General features: G+C 63.8%; 21 protein-coding genes. 6 read left to right on the plus strand and 15 right to left on the minus strand.

What is annotated here, in order from left to right; genetic code table 11:
* Nucleotide 1 precedes the first annotated feature (1 nt).
* Together ABIE56_RS00995 and ABIE56_RS01000 are read right to left on the minus strand one after the other, a co-directional pair.
* Nucleotides 2–1906 (minus strand): esterase/lipase family protein, encoded by a 1905-nt coding sequence (locus ABIE56_RS00995; RefSeq protein ID WP_429241966.1) that lies wholly within the window; start codon nucleotides 1904–1906, stop codon nucleotides 2–4.
* 8 nt (nucleotides 1907–1914) lie between these two features.
* Nucleotides 1915–2397 carry a GFA family protein gene (locus ABIE56_RS01000; RefSeq protein ID WP_429241967.1) on the minus strand — a complete coding sequence of 161 codons (483 nt, stop codon included), beginning with the start codon at nucleotides 2395–2397 and terminating at the stop codon, nucleotides 1915–1917.
* A gap of 254 nt (nucleotides 2398–2651) precedes the next feature.
* On the opposite strand from ABIE56_RS01000, the gene ABIE56_RS01005 reads away from it, so the two are divergent.
* Nucleotides 2652–3617 (plus strand): MASE1 domain-containing protein, encoded by a 966-nt coding sequence (locus ABIE56_RS01005; protein ID WP_429241968.1) that lies wholly within the window; start codon nucleotides 2652–2654, stop codon nucleotides 3615–3617.
* 44 nt (nucleotides 3618–3661) lie between these two features.
* Here the strand turns inward: ABIE56_RS01005 and ABIE56_RS01010 are convergent, their stop codons facing one another.
* The 6 genes from ABIE56_RS01010 to ABIE56_RS01035 form a co-directional block, all read right to left on the minus strand.
* Nucleotides 3662–3784 carry a hypothetical protein gene (locus ABIE56_RS01010; protein WP_429241969.1) on the minus strand — a complete coding sequence of 41 codons (123 nt, stop codon included), beginning with the start codon at nucleotides 3782–3784 and terminating at the stop codon, nucleotides 3662–3664.
* Nucleotides 3785–3907: 123 nt separating this feature from the next.
* Nucleotides 3908–5218, minus strand: a complete 1311-nt coding sequence (locus ABIE56_RS01015; RefSeq protein WP_429241970.1) for a sensor histidine kinase — start codon at nucleotides 5216–5218, stop codon at nucleotides 3908–3910.
* The gene (locus ABIE56_RS01020) at nucleotides 5205–6593 is read right to left on the minus strand and encodes a sigma-54-dependent transcriptional regulator (protein ID WP_429241971.1); all 1389 of its coding nucleotides are present in this window, start codon (nucleotides 6591–6593) and stop codon (nucleotides 5205–5207) included. The genes ABIE56_RS01015 and ABIE56_RS01020 overlap by 14 nt, the downstream gene beginning before the upstream one ends.
* Before the next feature lie 34 nt (nucleotides 6594–6627).
* Nucleotides 6628–9069 carry an ADOP family duplicated permease gene (locus ABIE56_RS01025; protein WP_429241972.1) on the minus strand — a complete coding sequence of 814 codons (2442 nt, stop codon included), beginning with the start codon at nucleotides 9067–9069 and terminating at the stop codon, nucleotides 6628–6630.
* Nucleotides 9066–9836 carry an ABC transporter ATP-binding protein gene (locus ABIE56_RS01030; protein WP_429241973.1) on the minus strand — a complete coding sequence of 257 codons (771 nt, stop codon included), beginning with the start codon at nucleotides 9834–9836 and terminating at the stop codon, nucleotides 9066–9068. The genes ABIE56_RS01025 and ABIE56_RS01030 overlap by 4 nt, the downstream gene beginning before the upstream one ends.
* A 16-nt stretch (nucleotides 9837–9852) precedes the next feature.
* On the minus strand, nucleotides 9853–11103 hold the full coding sequence (locus ABIE56_RS01035) for an efflux RND transporter periplasmic adaptor subunit (protein ID WP_429241974.1): 1251 nt from the start codon (nucleotides 11101–11103) through the stop codon (nucleotides 9853–9855).
* 482 nt (nucleotides 11104–11585) lie between these two features.
* On the opposite strand from ABIE56_RS01035, the gene ABIE56_RS01040 reads away from it, so the two are divergent.
* Complete coding sequence (locus ABIE56_RS01040; RefSeq protein WP_429241975.1) at nucleotides 11586–11978, plus strand: hypothetical protein; 393 nt, start codon at nucleotides 11586–11588, stop codon at nucleotides 11976–11978.
* A gap of 42 nt (nucleotides 11979–12020) precedes the next feature.
* On the opposite strand, the gene ABIE56_RS01045 is transcribed toward ABIE56_RS01040, so the two are convergent.
* Nucleotides 12021–12926: a LysR family transcriptional regulator gene (locus tag ABIE56_RS01045; RefSeq protein WP_429241976.1), complete on the minus strand. Its 906-nt coding sequence runs from the start codon at nucleotides 12924–12926 to the stop codon at nucleotides 12021–12023.
* A 102-nt stretch (nucleotides 12927–13028) separates the two neighbouring features.
* Between ABIE56_RS01045 and ABIE56_RS01050 the strand changes: the two genes are divergently transcribed.
* From ABIE56_RS01050 to ABIE56_RS01060, 3 genes are all read left to right on the plus strand, one after another.
* Nucleotides 13029–13739, plus strand: a complete 711-nt coding sequence (locus ABIE56_RS01050; protein WP_429241977.1) for an SDR family oxidoreductase — start codon at nucleotides 13029–13031, stop codon at nucleotides 13737–13739.
* A 192-nt stretch (nucleotides 13740–13931) separates the two neighbouring features.
* Entirely contained in the window at nucleotides 13932–14864 is a 933-nt protein-coding gene (locus tag ABIE56_RS01055) for an alpha/beta fold hydrolase (protein ID WP_429242223.1), read from the plus strand.
* A gap of 151 nt (nucleotides 14865–15015) precedes the next feature.
* Nucleotides 15016–15645 (plus strand): hypothetical protein, encoded by a 630-nt coding sequence (locus ABIE56_RS01060; protein WP_429241978.1) that lies wholly within the window; start codon nucleotides 15016–15018, stop codon nucleotides 15643–15645.
* A 31-nt stretch (nucleotides 15646–15676) separates the two neighbouring features.
* Here the strand turns inward: ABIE56_RS01060 and ABIE56_RS01065 are convergent, their stop codons facing one another.
* Both ABIE56_RS01065 and ABIE56_RS01070 read right to left on the minus strand, forming a co-directional pair.
* A complete protein-coding gene (locus ABIE56_RS01065) occupies nucleotides 15677–15934 on the minus strand; it encodes a hypothetical protein (protein ID WP_429241979.1) in 258 nt (85 codons plus the stop codon).
* A gap of 81 nt (nucleotides 15935–16015) precedes the next feature.
* Entirely contained in the window at nucleotides 16016–16273 is a 258-nt protein-coding gene (locus ABIE56_RS01070) for a hypothetical protein (protein WP_429241980.1), read from the minus strand.
* 127 nt (nucleotides 16274–16400) lie between these two features.
* On the opposite strand from ABIE56_RS01070, the gene ABIE56_RS01075 reads away from it, so the two are divergent.
* Nucleotides 16401–16796, plus strand: coding sequence for a hypothetical protein (locus ABIE56_RS01075; protein WP_429241981.1), 396 nt, complete (start codon nucleotides 16401–16403; stop codon nucleotides 16794–16796).
* Between the two features lie 25 nt (nucleotides 16797–16821).
* On the opposite strand, the gene ABIE56_RS01080 is transcribed toward ABIE56_RS01075, so the two are convergent.
* The 4 genes from ABIE56_RS01080 to ABIE56_RS01095 form a co-directional block, all read right to left on the minus strand.
* Nucleotides 16822–18435, minus strand: a complete 1614-nt coding sequence (locus ABIE56_RS01080) for a diguanylate cyclase (RefSeq protein WP_429241982.1) — start codon at nucleotides 18433–18435, stop codon at nucleotides 16822–16824.
* Complete coding sequence (locus ABIE56_RS01085) at nucleotides 18389–19036, minus strand: hypothetical protein (RefSeq protein WP_429241983.1); 648 nt, start codon at nucleotides 19034–19036, stop codon at nucleotides 18389–18391. Before ABIE56_RS01085 ends, ABIE56_RS01080 begins: the two co-directional genes overlap by 47 nt.
* A gap of 299 nt (nucleotides 19037–19335) precedes the next feature.
* Nucleotides 19336–19677, minus strand: a complete 342-nt coding sequence (locus ABIE56_RS01090) for a hypothetical protein (protein WP_429241984.1) — start codon at nucleotides 19675–19677, stop codon at nucleotides 19336–19338.
* A gap of 209 nt (nucleotides 19678–19886) precedes the next feature.
* Nucleotides 19887–20153: a hypothetical protein gene (locus ABIE56_RS01095; protein WP_429241985.1), complete on the minus strand. Its 267-nt coding sequence runs from the start codon at nucleotides 20151–20153 to the stop codon at nucleotides 19887–19889.
* Nucleotides 20154–20238: the final 85 nt, after the last annotated feature.

Genomic DNA, 20238 nt, shown 5'->3' on the forward strand with positions numbered 1-20238 from the left:
GCTACTGCGGATCTGTACTCGCACGATTCAGGTTTTCGGTGAGAATACGCCGCACTTCGAGAACGGCTTGCGGCGTCTCCTGCACGCTATGGCCGGAAACGATCACTTTCTCGCTTTCAGCACCGGCCAGATGGGAGCTCCAGTACGGCACCAGGCCATCATTCGTATCTTCCAGCGGGCCATCGGGGCTACGACGCGCGATGATCGAGTGGTAGTGAACTGTCGACGCGATGGGCAGATTGGCTGCAGCGCGAATGAAGGGATCGTCGGCACGCAGGTTGTCGACGCTATTAGGCACCAGCGCGACCTTGTGGCCTTGTGCCTCGCCGTCGTCACCTGCAAGGTCGGCTAGGATACCGCCGAACTGGGTGACGACCGCGGCGGGCAATCGGATCAGGTTAGATACCAGCCGGGCAAGCCGATTGGTGGCGAAATCCGTACCGCGATGCGGGGCAGCGATAAAGATTGCTTCGTCGAAGTTCGGTAGCGCATCAAAGCGAAGGTAAGGACTCACATCCTTCGCGCGGCGCGAAAGAAACGCGCGCCTTCGTGCACTGCCCTGTGCCACCTCATCCCAGATCATGTCGCCCGAGGACGAAACCATCAGCCTCGCCAGGATGCCACCCATGCTGTGGCCAATGATCACCATGTTCTGCGAGGCAACGGCATGGCCGGTGGGATCGAAATGGGCGAGCGTGCGAGCGAATACATCGCGAATGGCGCGGTTGTTCAGCGCGATCGGCATATTGGTAGGGTAATAAACCTGCCACACCTGGAAGTGCCGGCGCAGGCGTTCGTCGCCGAGGATGTCGTTGGCGACATTCACCCAGGCTTCCGGACTGGAAGCCAGCCCATGCAGCAATAAAATGACCCGGCGATTCGGATCGTAGGGCTGCATCAGGTAGATGCGTGGCGCGTTAATCCCACTGGTCCGCCCAAACAGGGTGGCCAGCGATTGGGAAGCGAAACCGGACCGTGCCAGCCACAGGCCGTAGCCCGCCGTGAAGTTACCCGCCAACGGCACCGTGGTGGTGCCAACCGATACCGTCGCGTCCTGGAACGGATCATGCCCTTCCAGCACGGCGCTGCTGGATGTGAGAACCGCATTCAGATTGTCGCCCGCGAAACGAAGAAAAGCGGTGGCCGAGGGCGTTGGCATGGCCTGGTACGCCTTATTCGGCACCGTACCGTCGTCTGGCCGCAGGTCCACCACCAGTTCGGCACCCAGGCCATCACGCCGGTACGTGCTACGAATGCCCTGGAAGCGCAAACCCGAAGCGGCGACCACCTCACGTGGCCGCTCATTTGCCCAGGACAATGAGTGCAGATCCACGGTCACATGGGTCTGCCCCACATCCGTGGTGAGACCTGTGCCGGGCCGTTCACGGGCGCGACGCCCCAACGCTACCGCGAACTGCTGTACGGCGTAATTGTAGTAGTCGCGTACCTGGGTCTGGCGGTCCTCAAAGGCGCGTTCCGACGCATTGCGCTCGGTGAAGAACAGGTAGGCATACGCGTGCCGCGCCACCTCGAAGTACGCCTCGACCCGTGCCTGCTCCGCTTGTGGACCGGTACCGAAATCGGCCCCCGTGGCACGTGCTACCCACAGCTCAGCGATGGCCGCCTGCCGGCGCTCTTCCGCCATCGGCGTAACAGCGGTCAATGCGTTGATGCATGGCAGGGGCGCACGTTCGCATGGTTCGTCATCGAGCCCCGCCATGGCCAGCGTTTCGGCGGTCTGGCCGCTCAAATGGCGGCTGGAAAGGATATCGCCACGGCGTTGAGCAATGTACTCGCGCGGGGAGACATCGCCCACCGTGACCATGGCGCACCCCGACAGAAGCGCCAGCGCGACGGTGAATAACAGGCGGGCCAGTGTCTGGCTAGAGACGATCCTGTGCCGCACGCTGATCCCTATTGTCCGGACTTCAGCCGGGCGCGACGGATCATGGGTACCGAAGGGCTTTCGGGCGCCACTGCGGTGTACCGCAAAAATCCGACCGGCGTACCAGTACTCAGCCCCGTGTCCGCTGGATGGTTGACGCCATCCAGCACCGGCACCTCTTCGAAATCAAATGGACTAATGCCTTCAAGGCAGGCGACGTTTACACCGTATTGGGCATTATTCGAGCGCCGCTGGTGGAAGGTGTAAATGCCGCACCGTGAGCAGAAGTAATGCTTCGCCGTACCGGTGTTGAACTGGTACACGCTGAGCGATTCCTCGCCCTGGTCGATGGTGATGCCATCCAGCCCCGCAGAAACCGCGATGGCGCCACGCATGCGGCAGAAGGAGCAGTTGCAACGCCTGGCCGTGCGCAATCCGTCGCTTAGCCTCACCGTAAAGCGTACGGCGCCGCAATGGCAGGCGGCTTTCGATTCGGTGATGTCGGTCAGCATGTTCTTGCCTCAGGCGGCTTCAATCGGATGATTATAACGACGCACCTGGCCTGATCTCATGGGCATATATAGGAAGAAAGGCTCCCCCGATACATTCCCGCGCATGACGGTCCATACGCGGCTCTATCATCGGCGTGTTCTTGCGATATACGCCGGGGCGTCCTAAGAACTTTCCCCACCTGTCGGCAAGCTGAAAACGTGGCATCCTTCCCGCCATCGGACCACGACTACATGGCTAGGAGTTGGCAACGGTGATGAATGGACGCGCGCATGGGCTCGGAGCTCGACACACGCCCTGGCATTGGGGCCAGCACCTCGCGATCGCTGCCGCCTACGGCGCCGGCTATGAGATCGCGCGCCATCTTTCCTTTCCCCAGTGGATGCTGACGTCCGGCTTGCGCCTGGCGGCACTTCTTCTGCTCCCTGTACGCTATTGGCCCGCGCTGGCCTTGGGTGAAGGCCTTCCTCTTCTCGAGGATGCCGCGGCAAACGGCCGCGACATGGGCTTACCCTGGGCCATATCGGCTGCCGTGCCGATGGTGGTGCTCTGGATGGCAGCCCTGAAGCCACTACGACGCTACTGGCCAGTGATTGACGAGCGCGGCGGTGTGCGGCTGCCGATGATTCTCGTGGCCGCCCTGGCCACGGCCGTCATCACCTCCGTCGCTACCCTGCTCACGGCGCTTGCCGCCATCTTGAACACCCCGACCGCCGAGTGGCCGGACCCCGCCACCGGCCCTATGGGTTACTTCCTGGCTTACGCCCTCGGCTCCTACCTGGGCGCGCTGACCCTCACGCCGACCATCCTGGCCCTGCGCGAGCGCTTCTTGAACCTTCGCGGCCAGGGGCTCACCACTGCCCGTATCGTCGGCAGCCCGCTGTTCAAGGATGTCGTGGCTTGGCTGCTCCCCGTGCTGGCAGCGCTGGTGTGGGTGGGCCTGACCACGCACGACGACATGCTGCGCCAGATAGCACGACTGGCGTTGCTCCTGCCTGTCCTGGGCATGGCCTGGCGGCACGGGTGGCATGGCACCGCGATGGGCGGCATGGCCGCCAGCATTGCCCTGGCGCTGGAAGCCGCCCTGGCGTCGCCGGGATTGCTTGCAGAAGCGAACACCATCCGCGTCGAGGCCGTGCTGGCCATGGTGATCTCCGGCGCGCTTCTCGTAGGTCACCGCGCACCTGTCGCCCGCGCGGTCCCTTCCGGGCGACGGGCGTAAAACACCGGGGGCGACGTTCGGCCGCCCCCGACGCAGGCCTTAGGTCAGGGGCCCTTTACAGAGCAGACCAGCGGGTTGCACGGAAGATCGAGCGACTGCACGGCAGCCGTACCGGTCGAGGCCAGGACCAGGAAACCCATAACCAGGCACTTGTACATGGAACGCATGGCGTACTCCCTCTTTCGTTGATGGAGTCTTTAGCCTAGCCGAGCGCTGGTGCGCGCCGCCTGTACCGCAGGCGAACTGCCGGAGATGTGCATTGGGCCTGTGCGGCGCGGGTGGGGCGGTAATTAGCCCGGCGCTGCCAAGGGAAGGCTTATGCGGGCCACGGCGCCCTGGCCGCCTTCACGCGAGTGAAGCTCCAGGGTGCCGCCCTGGGCCTCCACGATCTGCCTGGACAAAGCCAGGCCGATGCCCGCGCCATTGGCCTTCGTCGTGAAGAACGGTACGAACAGGTTGCCACTGGGCGGTAGCCCGGGGCCGCGGTCGCTTACCTCCACCAGTACGTGCTTGTCGGCGCGGCGCCAGCCGAGCACGACCTCGCTGTCGCCGCCGGCTTCGACCGCATTGCGAAGCAGGTTGATGAGCACCTGCTCCAGCTGATCGCGATCGCCGTGAAGCTGTAGCGCCGCACCGGGGGCGATGCGAATGCGCGGGTCATTAAACAGCCCCGCCACCCGCTCACAGAAGGCGACCACATCCACTACCGCCGGTTGTGGCGGCGGAAGGCGTGCCAGCCGGGCGTACTGGCCAATAAACCGCTGAAGCGCCGCACTGCGCTGGCCGATGACATCCAGCCCGTGGCGCAAATCCTCGTGGAGTTCGCCGTCGAGCGGGCTCCCGGTGGTAGGCAGCACCCCCTGCAGCGTTTCCACCAGCGATGCGATCGGCGCCATGGAATTGGTGATTTCGTGGCTCAGAACGCGCAGAAGGCGGCGAAACGCCTGCGCCTCTTCGTCACGCAAGGCCCTCTCCATGGGCTGCATTACCAGCAGGCGCCCCTCCTGGCTGCGGCTGCGAAGGGACGCATGGCCTACTTGCCAGCGCCCGGACTGCCCCGCAAACGCGTGAGGAACGATGTCGCCCGATCGCACATCGAACAACGCAGCGAGACCAAGCATCGCCGCATCCGTGCCAAGCAACTCCTGTGCGGGCCGGGCGAGCAACCGCTCGCCTGCAGGATTGACCAGCCGCAAACGGCCGTCACGTTCAAACGCGAACACCGCGCCATCCAGCGCCGCGAGGGTTTTGCTCAGCAGCTGCAGCGATTCGTGCAAGCCGCGTTGTTCATCCTGCAGCCGTGCTGCCAGCGCATTGAAGTGGCGTGCGATATCACCGAAATCGTCCCCGCGCGCCGTGCCCGACGCGCGCACGCCGTAATCCCCTTCGCGCAAAGCCTCGAGCAAGTTCACCACGGTTTGTAATCGGTTGGTACGCTCGCCGGCAAAACGCCAGGCCGCCCACGTCAGCACGATCACCAGGGCAACCAACGCCACCGCCTCGGCCAATGAGGGAACACCGGCCAGCAATACGCCCGTCAACGCGAGGAGCGCTGGTAACGCGACGAGCAGGCCGGTCGCCGTAGTACTACTCGGTTTCATCGCGCTGGAGCCCGTATTTCTCCAGTCGGCGATACAGGCGCTGGCGGGTGATGCCAAGCTGTTCCGCTGCGCGCATCAGGTTGCCATCGTGGCGATCAATCGCCACACGCAACATCATGGCCTCGGCATCATCCAGCGTCATGTCATCGATGCCACGCGGCTTCGCTGCTTTTCGCAGGCGTAGATCATCGATGTGGACGCGCCCGCCGCCCAGCAAAGCGGCCCGTTCCATGGCGTGCGCCAACTCACGTACGTTCCCGGGCCACGCGTGCTCGAGCAACGCACGCTCAACCACGTTATCCAGCGCCGGAGCCTCACGCCGATAGCGCCGGGCGGCGGCTTCAAGGTAGTGGCGGGCTAGCGGCACGATATCGTCCCTCCGCTCGCGTAGCGGTGGCAGGCGCAAGGGGAACACACTGAGACGATAGAGCAGGTCTTCACGGAAGCGCCCGGCCTCCACCTCACCATCGAGATCCGCGTTGGTCGCGGCGATGATGCGCACATCCACGCGCTGGGTGCGCGAGGCACCAAGCCGTTCGAATTCCCCCTCTTCCAGCACGCGAAGCAGCTTGGGCTGCTGCTCCAGCGGGAGGTTGCCAATTTCATCGAGGAACAGCGTTCCTCCGTCGGCCGTTTCAAAGCGGCCCGCCCGATCCTGGCGCGCATCAGTGTAGGCACCTTTCACGTGCCCGAAGAGTTCGGCCTCGAACAAGGTGGGTGCCAGCCCGCCAATATCGACCTTCACGAATGCCTGCTTGCGGCGTGGCGACAACCGGTGGATGCGCCTGGCCAGCACGCTCTTGCCGGTGCCATTCTCGCCAAGCAACAGCACGGCAGCATCGCTTGTCGCAATGCGCGATACATCGTCCATCAGCCGGCGCATGGCCGGTGATTCGGCGACGAAGATCTCGCCATCATCAAGCAACAGCGCCTGCGCCTCGCTCAGGCGCTGCACATCGCGCTCGCGCCGACGCAGTGCGATGCGTGATTCCAGAACACTGAGAAGCCGGGTGTTCTGCCAGGGCTTCTCAACGAAATCGGCCGCGCCCTCGCGCATGGCCTCCACCGCCAGTTCGATACTGGCCCAGGCGGTCATGGCAATCACCGGGACCTCGGGCTTGCGCGCAGTGAGTTCACGGATGAGGGCAAGGCCTTCCTCGCCCGATGTCGTGTCCTTGCCGAAATTCATATCGACAAGCACGGCGGCGTAATCGTCGGCCTGGATCATCGCCAGCGCCTCGGCAGGTGCCGCCGCCTCGCTGGTGCGGTAGCCCGAGTGCTTTAACAACAGGCGCACCGCATCGCGCACGGCATCCTGGTCATCGACCACGAGAACATGCGGCAACGTGCGATCTGTGCGGGAGCGTTCAGTCATGCGTGGCAGTCTAATCAGTTGAATGCGATACGGGCTAGTCGATGCGCAAGGCTTGCATCGGTCGAACTTTCGCCGCACGCCAGGCAGGTGGCAGGCTCGCCAGCAAACCCGATGCCCCCAGGATCAGCAGCACCGCGCCGATCGCCAGTGGGTCCAATGCCTGGATACCGAAAAGGAAGGTGCGCAGCAGCCGCGATAGCACCATGGCAGTCGCCAACCCAATGGCCAGGCCCAGCCCCACCTGCATTGACGCCGCGCGGATCACCGTGAGCAGGAGGCGTTTCTGCGTGGCGCCCAACGCAGCGCGTACGCCGTAGTCGTGGCGATGGGCAGCCACGGCCACTGACATCACGGCATACAGGCCCACCGACGCCAGCAGGAGCGCCAGGCCGGCGAAAAGGCCGACCAGAACCAGATTGAGGCGCTGCTCGCTGGTCGTGGAGGCGACGACCGTATCCAGCGTTTGCACGTTGGAGATCGGCTGGCCCGGGGCCACCTCGTTCACGGCGCCACCCAACACGCCATCGTCAAGGCCCATGCCGGGGTGCAGGCGCACCGCGAAGCTCAGTGGGCCGAACTGCCGCATGATCGTCCAGATCCCTTCGGGCACCTGGGCGAGGGGCGTGTAGAGGATCGGTGGCATGGGTTCGGCCGGGCCACGCTGGCGCACATCGCCGACCACACCGACGATGCGCAGCGGAAGCTGTCGCGTGTCATCGAACCGCAGCATCACAACACGCCCAAGTACATCGCCATCGCCGAAATACTTCCGTGCGAACGCGGCGCTTACGACACACACCGGATCGGCACCCGCCACATCCGTATCCGCGAACAGGCGACCGGTCATCAGTGGCACGCCCACGGCCTCGAGGAATCCGGGACCGGTCATCCGGTATTGCACGCCCAGCGGCGCGCCATTGGGCAGCACGATGGGCCAGTTCAGCTGTGAGCCCGTGGGCAAGTTACTGGAAACACCTACGCCCTCGACCGCCGGCAGGCGCGCCAGGCGCTCCCGGACCTTGCGGGCGAGCACCGACACGTCGGCCACGGTAACGAAGCGCTGCTTCACGGGCGAGAGCGTAAACGTCGTGACGTTGCGGCTGGTGAAGCCCATGGGGATGGATTCGAGCTCATACAGCGTACGGGTAAACAACGCCGCGCCCACCAACAGGACAACGGCCACGGCGACCTGGGCGACCACCAATGCGCGCCCCGCCCGCCCATCCTCACGGCTCATGCCCCCGCGGCCGCCGCCCACCAGCTCGCGTCGCCAGTCACGGCGCCGGCCACGCAGCACCGCGAGCAACGTGGCGCCCGCCGCGGCCGCCAGGCCGGCAACCAGGGCGAAGACGACGCTCATGCCCGTCAGCGCGACATGCTCCCCGCGCAGCCACTCCGGCGGCACGAGATCGCCCATCAGCCTCAACCCAAGCCAGGCGAGCAGAAGGCCCAGCGAGGCACCGAGCAGGCCGATCAGCAGGCCCTCGCCAAAGGCAGGCAAGCTCAGGCGCCCGGTGGAAGAGCCGAGCGCCGCACGCACCGCGCTCGCATGCGTGCGCGTGAGTGAACGCAACAAGATAAGGCTGGCCAGGTTGATCACGGCGATCAACAGCACGCAGGCCGCGGCCCCCAGAAACAGCCACAGCGTCTTGCCATGCTCGCCGACGTAGGTGTCGCTCAGGAGCGGCAGGGCGCGAGGCGGCTGCAGGCTAAGGGCTTCCCGTGCCCTGGCCGCATCGTCGGATGACGCAAGCAGCAAGGGCGTGAGCGTGGCCGCGGTCTCGGCTGCGGTACCGGCCAGCGTGGCACCGGGTTTCATGCGCGCCACGATCTGCTGGTTGGTGGACATGTTTTGTGATGCCGGGTCGGGCTGCATCGACAACACCATGTCGAGCGGCACAGGCCACTGGAACTCGCGGGGCAGCACGCCGATGATCTGCATGCCCTGCCCCTCTACCTGGAGCGTCTTGCCGACCACCGCGGGATCCGCACCGAATCGCGATCGCCAGAAGGCGTTGGTCAGGATCACGGCGCCCGGGCCATGCGGACGATTCTCAGCATCATCAAAATTACGCCCCAGCGCCATGGGCAGCCCAAGGGTCGCGAAGAAGCCGCGATCGGCGTGGGTCGCCAGTGCTACCTCGGGCCGGCCATCGGGCGCGATGTTCACGTTGACGTTCCCGCCATCGATCATGCCCGCCGATTCGATCGATGGCATGGCCTTCAACGGTTCGTAGTAGCCCGGTGCGGCGGCGTTTCCGTAGTCGTCCATGTACGTGCCCAGCGTGACGAGCCGGTCGGCGTGCGGAAACGGCAGCGGCTTCAGGAGCGCCTGATCGAGCAACGCGAACATGGCCGTGATGGTGGCAACGCCAAGGGATAGCGTGAACACGGCCAGCAACAGGAAGGCCGGCCGGCGAAACATGCCGCGCCACGACTGGCGCAGCTCCGCCATCGCGACGGAGGCCGGGATCACGGCGTCACCTCGCGCAGGAGGGGCATGTCCTTGTCTTCTTCGTTGCGCAGGCGCTCGAACGTATCTTCATCGACGATACAACCATCGAGCATATGCACGATGCGCCCGGCGCGGCGTGCGAACGCAGGATCGTGGGTAACCATGCAAAGCGTGGCGCCAGCGCGGTTGAGCTGTTCCAGCAGCTGCATCACCGCCTCGCCATTGCGCGAATCCAGGTTACCGGAAGGCTCATCGGCAAGCAGGATGCGTGGCTCGCCCACCAGGGCACGCGCCACCGCCACGCGCTGCTGCTGGCCGCCAGAGAGCTGCCCCGGGTAGTGCCGATTGCGGTGGCTCATGCCAACCTGATCCAGCACTTCACGCACGCGGCGTTGCGCCACGTCGCGGCGGTAGTCGTCGCGGAAGGTGAGCGGCAGCGCGACGTTTTCTTCCACGGTAAGGTCGGCGATCAGGTTGAAGGCCTGGAAGATGAAACCGATTTTCGCGTTGCGCACGCGCGCCTGGCTGCGCAGGTCCAGGCCAGCCACATCGTTCCCATCCAGCAGGAAACGGCCGGCCGACGGCGAATCCAACAGCCCCAGCATCGACAGCAGCGTGGACTTGCCACAGCCAGAAGGCCCCGTGATGGCAACAAAATCGCCCGCATGGATATCCAGCGACACGCCGGAGAGTGCATGCGTCTCCACCTCGTCGGTGTGGAACACCTTGCCCAGGCCTTCCAGGCGGATCAAGGGCGCGCGGTCATTCGCGGGGGTGGCGGGATTCATCGGGTCGCTCTCCATCTCAACGTAAGCGTAGGGTGTCATAGCCGTTCCACTGGCTGGTATCGGAAAGAATGGCCTGGTCGCCGGCGTGCAACCCTTCGAGCACCGCGGCGCGGTCGCTCGACATGGCGCCGTAGCGTACCGGCACGCGATGGGCCTCGTTATCGCCAGGGCGGATCACGAACAACGATCCCGCCGTATTAGCGCCCGCGCCATACGGGCGGCCAACGTTCACGACATGCGGCAACGTGCCAAGCACCACGCGGCCTTCTACTGACAGATCGGGGCGAGCACCTGCGGGAAGCGCCGCATCGAAGGCGACATCGACGGTAACGCTGCCATTGCGCACCGAGGGGTCGACGCGCGTGAGTCGACCCGTGATGTGGCCGTTGCGGGTATCGACATCGACGGGCAGGTCGAGGGCCAGATCATTGGCAAGCGCCTCAGGCACTTGCAGGCGGGCAATCAGGTCATCGGGGCGGGCGACGCGGGCAAGCTTGCCACCGGAGGCGATCTGCTGGCCCGGCTCCACATCCACCTGCTGGAGAATGCCATCGATACCCGCGCGGACGGCCAGCGAATCGATTTGCTGCCGCGCGATCTCCAATGCGCTGGCGGCTTCGTCGCGCCTGGCCTCTTCGGCGCGGATCTGCGCTTCAATGTTGGCCCTGATTGCGGCGACGCGCTGCTGCTGGATCGCAAGGCGCTTCTTGTCCTGCTCCACGGTGATCTTGCTTTGCTTCACCTCGATCTCGGCCGAAGCGCCCTTCTCGTACGCGCGCTCGTTCGCAATACGTTTGATGTCGGCTGTGAGCAGGTCGGATTCAGTTTGGGTCTGGATGGCTTGCGCATCGAGCAACTGCGAGTGCAGGAGCGCCTTCTGAGCGGCGACCGCCGCCTCTGCACCGGCGAGTGCGGCCTTCTGCTTTACGAAATTGGCCTGCAGTTCGGGGTTCACCAATTGGAGGATGAGCGTATCGGCCTTGACCCGTGCGCCCGGCTCGACGACCACTTGCTGCACCGTCGCCGCCGCGCCGGCGGTAATCCAGCGGAGCTGCCGAGGTATCAGGGTTCCGTTAGCGCGAACCTCGCGCTTCATCTGGCCCTGCTCCGCGGTGCCTATCCACACATCGGAACGGGCAACGGCCGGGGCGGCCCGGCCCAGGGCCAGGGAGGCAGCCAGCACGACGGCCAACGTGACGGCGGCGCCGGTCAGCCACCACAGGCGGGGACGGCGAAGCATGGGGGTGGCGGGTTTGGCGATATCCATGGGAGCCTTAGAGCACGGGCCGTGCCAACCCAAGAAATGGCTCTACAGCGCCGTTTCTGGCCCACAGCGCCGTACGCTGGCGGACACAGGGTGTACGGTTTCGGGGCCCGTGCCCCGGCCTACGGGCGCGGCTTAACGTTCATTCATGTACCGGCGAGTATATTTATTCCCAAGGTTGCCGAGAGGCACCGGTCCCACGCATCTCCGGCTGTTCCCCTGCAGCCTTTGCATCGATGGACGTACACCCGAGCCCGCGGCCCCCTCCGCGGGCTTTTTATTTGGCCGCATCCAGGCTTGTAGGGCTTGGACTACGCAACAACGCGGGCACGTCTGGCCGCACGACCACGTAGCATCCAGGCAACTGGTCAACCCAAGGGTCAGGACACCATGGCTGCGACACTGCGCGAATACACCGCCAAACGGGCAATTCATGCCCGGCCTCCGCACGCAGCCAAGTAGACAAATTACCCAGCGAAGGACGTATGGAAGCCCGGATTAGCAGACTGGAAAGCGGCGTCGAACACATCCGCCGCGATATGGCCGAGACGCGCGCCGATGTGCGCCAGATCAATGTGCGCCTCAGCGCTCTCGAATGCATCTCGGCGCGTACGGAAGCCAGGCTCGATGCTACCGACGCAAAGATCGACACGGTCGAACGGACGCTCACTGAAAAGATCGACACCGTACAACGAACGCTTTCGGACAAGATCGATGGCCTGGCGGATCGGTACATGACCAAGCATCAGTTCGCCCTGTGGGCACTCGCCGGGGCGGTAGCGGTGCTCGGCTCTGCCGCCGCCTTGATCGGCGTGCTTCTACGGGCGATGGGCCATCCGCTCGTCGCTGACGTATTCGAGGCAATCAGCCATGAGTGATTCGCGATTGGCCCGCTGCTGAGCCCCCAGTGGCGGGCCGGACTAGGCTTCGCCCCAGCGCCAGTCCTTCTCCAGCGCGTCGGCACAAAACGCAACGAACGCCCTTACCTTTGGTGCAAGGTGCTGCGCGTTGGCGTAGAGCGCATGCAGCGGGGCAGCGGGAATGGCGTGATCCGGCAGCACGCGAACGAGTCGTCCGGTCCCAAGGTCATCGCCGACATCCCATATCGATTTCTGCACAATGCCGCCGCCGGCAAGCGCCAATGCATGCGCCGCTTCGCCATCGTTGGTGACGTACGCAGGGTTGACCCTAACTGAGGATTCGCCATCCTTGTCTCGAAACGTCCATTCGCGCGTCGGGTGCTCACCGAAAATGATGCAGTCGTGCTTCGCGAGCGCTACCGGCTCCTGCGGCATGCCGCGGCGAGCAAGGTATGCGGGCGCAGCGCACAGGATCCGGTAGTTGGGTGCGAGGCGGCGGGCGATATGCGAAGAATCTGCCAGCGCGCCAAAGCGGATGGCGACATCCATGCCGTCTTCCACGATATCGACCAGCGCATCGCTCAGGGTGAGCTGCACGCATACCTCGGGATGGACATCACGGAAGGCGACCGCGAGCGGCGCGATGCGACGGCGGCCGAAGGCCCGTGGGGCGGCCACTCGCAGCACACCCGTCACGGCATCGCGGGTTCGGGATACAGCCGCTTCGGCTTCCTGTACCTCGGCGAGGATCCGCACACAGCGGGCGTGGAAGGCCTCGCCCTCCTCCGTCAACGACTGGCGGCGCGTGGTTCGCTGTAGAAGCCGGACGCCAAGGCGCTCCTCGAGGGCCGTCAACCGCTTGCTCACCACCGCCAGGGACAGGTCCAGATCGCGGGCGGCGCCTGACAGGCTGCCGGTGGCAACGATGCGAGCAAAGATGGTCAGTTCGAGCAGGTTGTCGAGCATTGTTTATGGTCCGGCAAGAGTCTTTCAGGGCGGCGAGGCTTCTTCGGTCCGGCGGCAAGAATCATAGTGCCTCCACCTCCTCCTTCCTTGCAGAGAACTTACATGAACACGTTCACTGACCAGCATATCCTCGTCGTCGGCGGCAGCTCCGGCATCGGCCTGGCCACCGCCAAGGCGTTCGCCGCGGCCGGCGCCCAAGTCACTATCGCTTCGCGCTCGGCGGGCAAGTTGAAGGAAGCCGCGGATGCCATCGGGCATGGCGCCCGGGCCGTGGAGCTCGATACCGCCGATAACGTTGCCGTCGAGACCCTGCTCGGTGGCCAGACCTGGGATCACGTGGTGGTGTCGGCGGCCAAGACGCCGGGTGGCCCTGTCCGCCAGTTGGGGCTCGACGATGCCTACGCCGCGATGGAGAGCAAGTTTTGGGGCGCCTACCGGGTTGCCCGTGCGGCGAAGATTCGTGACGGTGGTTCGCTCACCCTGGTGTCGGGCTTCCTGGCCGTGCGGCCCAGCGCCACATCGGTGTTGCAGGGTGCGATCAACGCAGCGCTTGAGAGCCTGGTCCGTGGGCTTGCCCTCGAGTTCTCCCCCATAAGGGTTAATGCGGTGTCGCCTGGCGTCATCCGTACACCGCTGTGGAACGGCATGGATGAAGCCACGCGCAGCGCATTCTTCGCCTCCGCCGCGGGCAAGCTGCCGGCCAAGCGCGTGGGTGAAGCCGAAGATATTGCCAACGCGGTGCTCTACGCCGCAGGCACCGGGTTCACCACGGGCTCGACCATTACGGTAGACGGTGGTGGGTCTATTGCCTGAGCCTGCGGCGTCATGTCCGCGTTTGTCTGTTTTGGACAGCAGGCATGTGCAAGAGGGAATCGATACGCTCCCGCATAGTTCCCCAACCATTAATAATGTAGGGGATCTCCCGTGAGCGAGTTCGACACCACTGCGTCGCATGACGCCCCCCGGCGCAAGTTCGTCACCTCGGCCGGCCTGACCGCAGGCGCCATGGTTGCCGGTGCAGCCCTCGCCGCCGGCACCACCACCTCCGCTGCCGCCGCACCCGCTCCGGGCAAGGCGGCTGCCGGCGGCCACCGCGTCGAGTCCTCCACCGTCATCACCAAGGATGGCGTGGAAATCTTCTTCAAGGATTGGGGTCCGAAGGACGCCCAGCCGATCGTGTTCCACCACGGCTGGCCGCTCTCGGCGGACGACTGGGATGCGCAGATGCTGTTCTTCCTGGCGAAGGGCTTCCGCGTCATCGCCCACGACCGCCGTGGCCACGGCCGCTCGCAGCAGGTGAGCGATGGTCATGACATGGATCACTACGCCGCCGATGCGTGGGCCGTGGTCGAACACCTCGACCTGAAGAATGCCGTGCACATTGGCCACTCTACCGGCGGTGGCGAAGTGGCGCGCTACGTCGCGAACTTCGGCCAGCCGAACGGCCGCGTGGCCAAGGCCGTGCTCGTCAGCGCCGTCCCGCCGCTGATGCTGAAGACCGAAGCCAACCCGGGCGGCCTGCCGCTCGAAGTGTTCGATGGCTTCCGCAAGGCGCTTGCCGAAAACCGCTCGAACTTCTTCTGGGATGTGGCCGCCGGCCCGTTCTACGGCTTCAACCGCCCGGGTGCGAAGGTATCGCAGCCCATCATCCTGAACTGGTGGCGCCAGGGCATGACCGGTGCGGCCAAGGCGCATTACGACGGCATCAAGGCGTTCTCCGAAACCGACCAGACCGAAGACCTGAAGAAGATCACGGTCCCGACCCTGGTCCTGCACGGTGATGATGACCAGGTGGTGCCGTACAAGGATGCCGCCCTGCTCTCGGCCAAGCTGCTGAAGAACAGCAAGCTGAAGATCTACCCGGGCTACCCGCACGGTATGCTGACGGTGCATCCGGATGAGTTGAACGCGGATATCCTGGCGTTTATCAAGGGCTGATTGGCTGCTTGATGTGTGTGCTGAACGGGGCGCTCAGGCGCCCCGTTTTCTTTTGAAATGTCGGCCGATTCCTACGCGACCTCGCGGGCCATTCGTACGCCGCTCTTTCGTAGCATGGGTGACCTCATCCAGCCAACGCATCGGGAGCATCGTGGATACGCCTCAATTCGACACACGCATTGGCATCGACGGACAAACCGCTATGAGCGCGCTTGCAAGTGCGGGACGGCCACCTGATGATATCGGCTTACACACACGAGTAACCCGCTTGGAAGACGGATTTTTCTATGTACGTCGCGATATTTCGGAAATTCGCAGCGACGTACGCGACACCAAGGAAAAGGTCACGCTTGTCGAGCGTGCCGTCGACACGATGAGAAGCGACATCCTTGCACTTGACGCCAAGTTCGATCATAAGTTCGCTGTGCTTGACGCCAAGATCGACAGCAAGATCGAAGCGCTTGACGCCAAGATCGATAGCAAGATTGCCGCGCTTGACGCTAAGATCGATAACAAGATCGCCACGCTTGACGCCAAGATCGACAGCAAGATCGGCAGTCTCGAGGAAACACTGCGTGCCGATATACGCGCGACTCACGTGGAAATCGCTGCACTGACAAAGTCTTTGAGTCACTACCCGACCAAACTGCAGCTCGCCATTTGTGCGTTTGCAGGGGTTTCCGCTGCGCTAATTGGCGCTACGTCACTCATTGCATTGCTCCTGCAGTTAAGTGGCTATCCCGTGGCAGCCAAGGCAGTGCAGGCCATTTCCGGCAACTAGTGCAGACTCCGCCAGCCATCGTACCGACAGGTCACTCCGGAATTTCGGACGATCGATCTCTCAAACACGATGCGCATACCGTGTCGTCGAGGCTTACCTGCACGAAATAAGTGGTGTCGACCGCGAACGCGGCTGATTTCGGAGACATCAGCGGCGGCTTGGGTGCGCCCGCATCGAAGATATCGGCAAGTTGCGCTGGAGTGAGCTCGGCCACGCCCGTCTCGACCTCCACGGTCTTGAAACAGTCACGGGCACGCTGATCTGTGCAACGAACAGAAATGGTAACCATGGCTGACCTCCGCGGTACAGCCTATGACCCTACGCGCGTTGTCGCGGGGCGGGTATCAGCCAATCGTATTATCACGGGCCGTCACTTTCGTCCCGGTGGCAGGCGGAGGTCGGGACCCCTGGGATAACGCGCCGGATTCGACTGAATCTCCGCCCAGACGGCCCACACATTGGTGCCCACCTTTTCCGCCGCCTCGCGAACGGCACGCTCGTCGACGCGCATCACCAGAGCCCGGAGCTGGACATCGTACGGACTCGCCAGCTCCAGCCTTGCAGCAGGCTTGGGGAGATTGGGCTGGTTGTGAGCGTCGGGCATGATGTCGGCAATGGCAAGGGGCACGCCCCGAGCGTTCCCATCGGCATGTATGAACGACGTGGAGCCCGGGAAACGGGCGCGCCCACGAACCTGAATCGCCATCGGTAGCGACGTGGTGTAGGTTTACGGGTAACTCGCAGGAGGCCCGCCCATGCCCACACCGTTCGAGCGTCGGTTCGCCGTGATTATCGAGCCCTCCCCGTCTCTTGCCGATACCGTCAAAGACTCCCTACTGCGTCGCGACTTCGATGTCGTCGTGGCGACGACACATGCGGGCGCCGCCCGCCAGGTGCTGGAGCGGGCGCGAGTGGACTTCCTGGTGGCTGCCGTACCTGCGCCCGGCGAGGACCACGCGGGGGCCTACCTGGAGGAGGCGCGGGCGCGTAATCCGGATATGGCCGTGGTCGTGATGCTGTCGGACCCCGCTGAGGCGATGGATGACGCGCCACCTGCGGCTACCACGATTGTGAAGCCCTTTAGCGTGACCCAGCTTGAGACGGCGTTGCAGCATGCGTGGGCGGTGGCGCTGCGCAACAGGCATTCTTGAGGCAATCGAGAAGCAACGTGTGCCTCTACGCGGCCACATTATGGGCCGCGTGCCCATTTCGCCCTGATTGCTTAGCCCGGTAGAGCGCAACGTCCGCCTGTCGCACGAGATCAAACCCCTTCGTCACGGCACCGGAAGCGATGCCAATGCTAACGGTCACCCGGCTATCAATACCTTGCGGAAAATCCAGCGCTGCGTCGTAGACGGCGCGCGTCATGCGGCGCGCTACTACTTCAGCGCCTTCGACGGGCGTGTTCGGCAGAAGCACCACGAATTCCTCGCCGCCGTAACGGGCAATGAAATCCGCGGGTCGGCGTAACGTGCCCGCCAGCAGGCGCGCGACTGCCACCAGGGCCACATCGCCCTCGGGGTGTCCGAGCGTGTCGTTGAAGGTTTTGAACAGGTCAACATCGATCATCAGCGCGCTTAGCGGCCGACCGTCCCGTTGCGCCTCCCCGGTGAGCGCAACAAGCGCCTGCTCGAATGCGCGGCGATTCGGGACCCCGGTGAGTTCATCGAGCAACGACAGGCGTTCGACCGCCGAAAGCGCCTCCTTGAGGCGATCGCGTGTCGCCGCGAACCAGAACTGCGTTTGTACGATCCGAACGATGTAGGCCAGCATCGCCAGCGCGAGGGCAACGCGGCCTACGGCGCCATGCGATTCCCGAATACCCACGCTCATCGCGAAGACGGCAGCAAGCAGCACGCCCGGGGCGAAGCCGGTGGAGATCAACCGGGCCCAGCGCCGATACGGCGGCTTGAACGGGCGCGGCGCGCGGCTTCCGTGCAACAGGCACGCAAGCAAGATAAATGCGACGGCGGGTAACGCATCGGTGACCTTCTGGAGCCATACCGTCTCCGGGTAAAGGCCGTCATGGTTGTGGACCGCAGCCGCGACGGCGTAGACGCCGAGAAAGGCTGTCGTGGCGCGAAAGAAGCGATACTCTCGGTCATCATCCGCCGCCATGGTGCGGATAAAAAAGACAATAAAGAGAAACACATTCTCGACATCGAACGCCGCCGCCACCCAACCGACGTACTCATGGCGTAGCAAGCCATCGCTATCCTGCAGGTCCTCGACACCGAGGTAACACAGGACTACCAGAAGGATGAGCAGGATCGCATCGACGACGCGCCGGCTCAGCGTCGTCGGCTCATCGCGACTTGCCGAAACCGCATAAAGCAGGGGTAGCCCGTAAGCGATGAAGAACACGTAGTTGACGATGGCGTTGTCATCGGTCCCGGAAGTGGCGATCGCATCGGCCATGCCGATCGCCCAGCATCCCAACCCGATGGCCAGGCTCAACATCGTGCGCCGGTCGTACCCCGGCGAGCGCATGCAGCCCAGCGCGGTCGCGCAGGCCGCCAGGCAGGCGAGGAGCATCAGGTAATAAGGGAGCTCGGGCAGATCACGGCCGGCGACGGCGGGAACCGCTACGACAAGGGCGGGAACAGCAAGCAGGAGGGTGCCGTAGACCCCGTAACGTGCCACCGTTCGCATTCGTGCGCCCCCAACGCCGTCCGATGGCTCGATCCTGCCACGGTGACGCGGCGTTGACGAGCGGCACAACGTGCACCGCCTGCGCTGGGAGCTAGGGCCACGCTTCGCGAAGGTCGGCGACCAGCGCTCGAAAATCATCAAGGCCCATGTGGTTGCGGGCTACCAGGTTCTCCTCGTGCTCCTTTGCCAGCCTGTCGAAAACGGCTCTGTTGCGCAGGAGGTAAGCCAGGATCAGCGAACGGCTCGCTCGCTTGTCGTGTAGCGGCATCAGCTCCCAGTGAACAGGCTCATTGCCGCCCATGGCCTGCAGCGCCTCCGTCATATCCGAATACTTCTCGATGAATGGAAGGCCTGTCGACACGACGGCCGACATGAACTCGTCCACCGCGAAAGGAACATCCTCGGCGCCTGCGATGGTCCAGGATATGGGCGATCCCTGGATCAGATTTCCGTAGCCGACACCCAGCGTCGCCACTTTCTTCCGTCGGACGGGATTCAATGAGGCGGGGAAATCATTCGTTAATGCTTCTACCGCATCAATGCGAACGCCGAAGTCCAGTTGCACAGCGAAATCGACGCCGGGATGGCGAACTGCCGCGTAGTGTGCCACCCCTGTTCCCGTCTTCGTGCGGATCCGAAACGCCTGGTCGCTTTTCGAACCCCTGAAACCCAACGGCTTTAGCTCCGCATTAACCCGCTCGAAGAAATCGTTGGCCAATGCGGCAAGTACGGTACTCAATATGTGTGCTCCTCGGCTCGGATCACCTGGCGCGCCCCTCAAAAGATCGCTGCGGCCACCGGAATCGCCCGATAATTGTAGCGCTGTTACCTTCCTTCGCCATTCGCAATGATTTGTGTGAAGGGAGGGCTACCGGGTAACACATCGCGAAATTATTAGCGGTCTCTCGTCCATGCGCGTTGCGGGCTTCGTCACACCGTAGGATACAACGCCGTGCCGCGTCACCTCCCGGGTGGCCCATCGTCGAGCCCAGTGGCCGCTGGCCCGCGAGTTCCAACGGCAGATCGTGCCTGACTCCGTTAGTCTTGCCGGATCACCAACGAGAAATAGGCCGTCTCACTTGTCGAGGCTTCGAAGCCGGAAACGTAGTTTCGGCTGTCGCTAACAGAGCGCGCGGCGAGTGATTGATCGCTTTCACCCGGCTGGCCTTCCGTGTACCAGTTTGCCATGGCGAATCGAAGCCCCATCCCTGAGTCCAAGTAGACGTCGCCACCCAGGATAGTGGCGCCCTCTTCCGCCAGGATGGCTATCGCTCGCAGAGTTGCTTCTCTATCCATCGCAACGTCGGCGATGCCAAAGGCCTCTTGAAGATCGATACCAAACTCGGAGAGATGGCTTGCGTAGGCATTCGGGAGAGCCATGATTTCTGTCCCTGGGAACGAAGAAACGATGGTTAATGAGGTTGAGCGTATCTAGCACAGGTGGCGCGGTCCGCCGTCGCAGAGTAACAGTGAATCCCTGCTTCCCTACTAGTGGTTCCTTATTCCGGCCCGGCTGCACTACAGATCGAGCTCAGATGAGCCAACGATCTCGACAAGGATCACCGGGCCAACGAAGGACGATTCCTTGGCTACGCGTTGTTCGCGTCGCCGATCGCCGCGATCCAGTGAGCAGTGGCACGCGCTTCACTGAGCTGACTGGCGCCCTGCCTCGTCATAGCTGCGATGGCCTCAAGCGCCAGTGCCAGCCGTCTCAGGTCCACTTCCTCTGCCTCGTGAATGAGATCAGCCAGCGTGGTTGTTACACCGCGGGAGTATTGAAGCCACATCGTCGCTTCGTTCATCAGATCGTGAATGTCCTGCGCGGTGGTGGTTTCGCTTGCGGGCAGTTCGCTCACCGGCGCTTCGTTCGGTGCTCTCATTATTCTCTCTCGTGTATAGCCACACCACGATCTAACGTGGCACGACAGTCAACACGACCTG

The sequence above is a fragment of the Luteibacter sp. 621 genome, from assembly GCF_050435445.1.
In the GTDB taxonomy this organism is placed as follows: Bacteria; Pseudomonadota; Gammaproteobacteria; order Xanthomonadales; family Rhodanobacteraceae; genus Luteibacter.

Excerpts from the sequence above, each read along its gene's own strand:
- ABIE56_RS01000 (WP_429241967.1), bottom strand. The coding sequence starts at position 2,397 with ATGCTGACCGACATCACCGAATCGAAAGCCGCCTGCCATTGCGGCGCC.
- ABIE56_RS01005 (WP_429241968.1), top strand. The coding sequence starts at position 2,652 with ATGAATGGACGCGCGCATGGGCTCGGAGCTCGACACACGCCCTGGCAT.
- ABIE56_RS01010 (WP_429241969.1), bottom strand. The coding sequence starts at position 3,784 with ATGCGTTCCATGTACAAGTGCCTGGTTATGGGTTTCCTGGTCCTGGCC.
- ABIE56_RS01015 (WP_429241970.1), bottom strand. The coding sequence starts at position 5,218 with ATGAAACCGAGTAGTACTACGGCGACCGGCCTGCTCGTCGCGTTACCA.
- ABIE56_RS01020 (WP_429241971.1), bottom strand. The coding sequence starts at position 6,593 with ATGACTGAACGCTCCCGCACAGATCGCACGTTGCCGCATGTTCTCGTG.
- ABIE56_RS01030 (WP_429241973.1), bottom strand. The coding sequence starts at position 9,836 with ATGAATCCCGCCACCCCCGCGAATGACCGCGCGCCCTTGATCCGCCTG.
- ABIE56_RS01035 (WP_429241974.1), bottom strand. The coding sequence starts at position 11,103 with ATGGATATCGCCAAACCCGCCACCCCCATGCTTCGCCGTCCCCGCCTG.
- ABIE56_RS01040 (WP_429241975.1), top strand. The coding sequence starts at position 11,586 with ATGGAAGCCCGGATTAGCAGACTGGAAAGCGGCGTCGAACACATCCGC.
- ABIE56_RS01045 (WP_429241976.1), bottom strand. The coding sequence starts at position 12,926 with ATGCTCGACAACCTGCTCGAACTGACCATCTTTGCTCGCATCGTTGCC.
- ABIE56_RS01050 (WP_429241977.1), top strand. The coding sequence starts at position 13,029 with ATGAACACGTTCACTGACCAGCATATCCTCGTCGTCGGCGGCAGCTCC.
- ABIE56_RS01055 (WP_429242223.1), top strand. The coding sequence starts at position 13,932 with ATGGTTGCCGGTGCAGCCCTCGCCGCCGGCACCACCACCTCCGCTGCC.
- ABIE56_RS01065 (WP_429241979.1), bottom strand. The coding sequence starts at position 15,934 with ATGGTTACCATTTCTGTTCGTTGCACAGATCAGCGTGCCCGTGACTGT.
- ABIE56_RS01075 (WP_429241981.1), top strand. The coding sequence starts at position 16,401 with ATGCCCACACCGTTCGAGCGTCGGTTCGCCGTGATTATCGAGCCCTCC.
- ABIE56_RS01080 (WP_429241982.1), bottom strand. The coding sequence starts at position 18,435 with ATGATTTTCGAGCGCTGGTCGCCGACCTTCGCGAAGCGTGGCCCTAGC.
- ABIE56_RS01090 (WP_429241984.1), bottom strand. The coding sequence starts at position 19,677 with ATGGCTCTCCCGAATGCCTACGCAAGCCATCTCTCCGAGTTTGGTATC.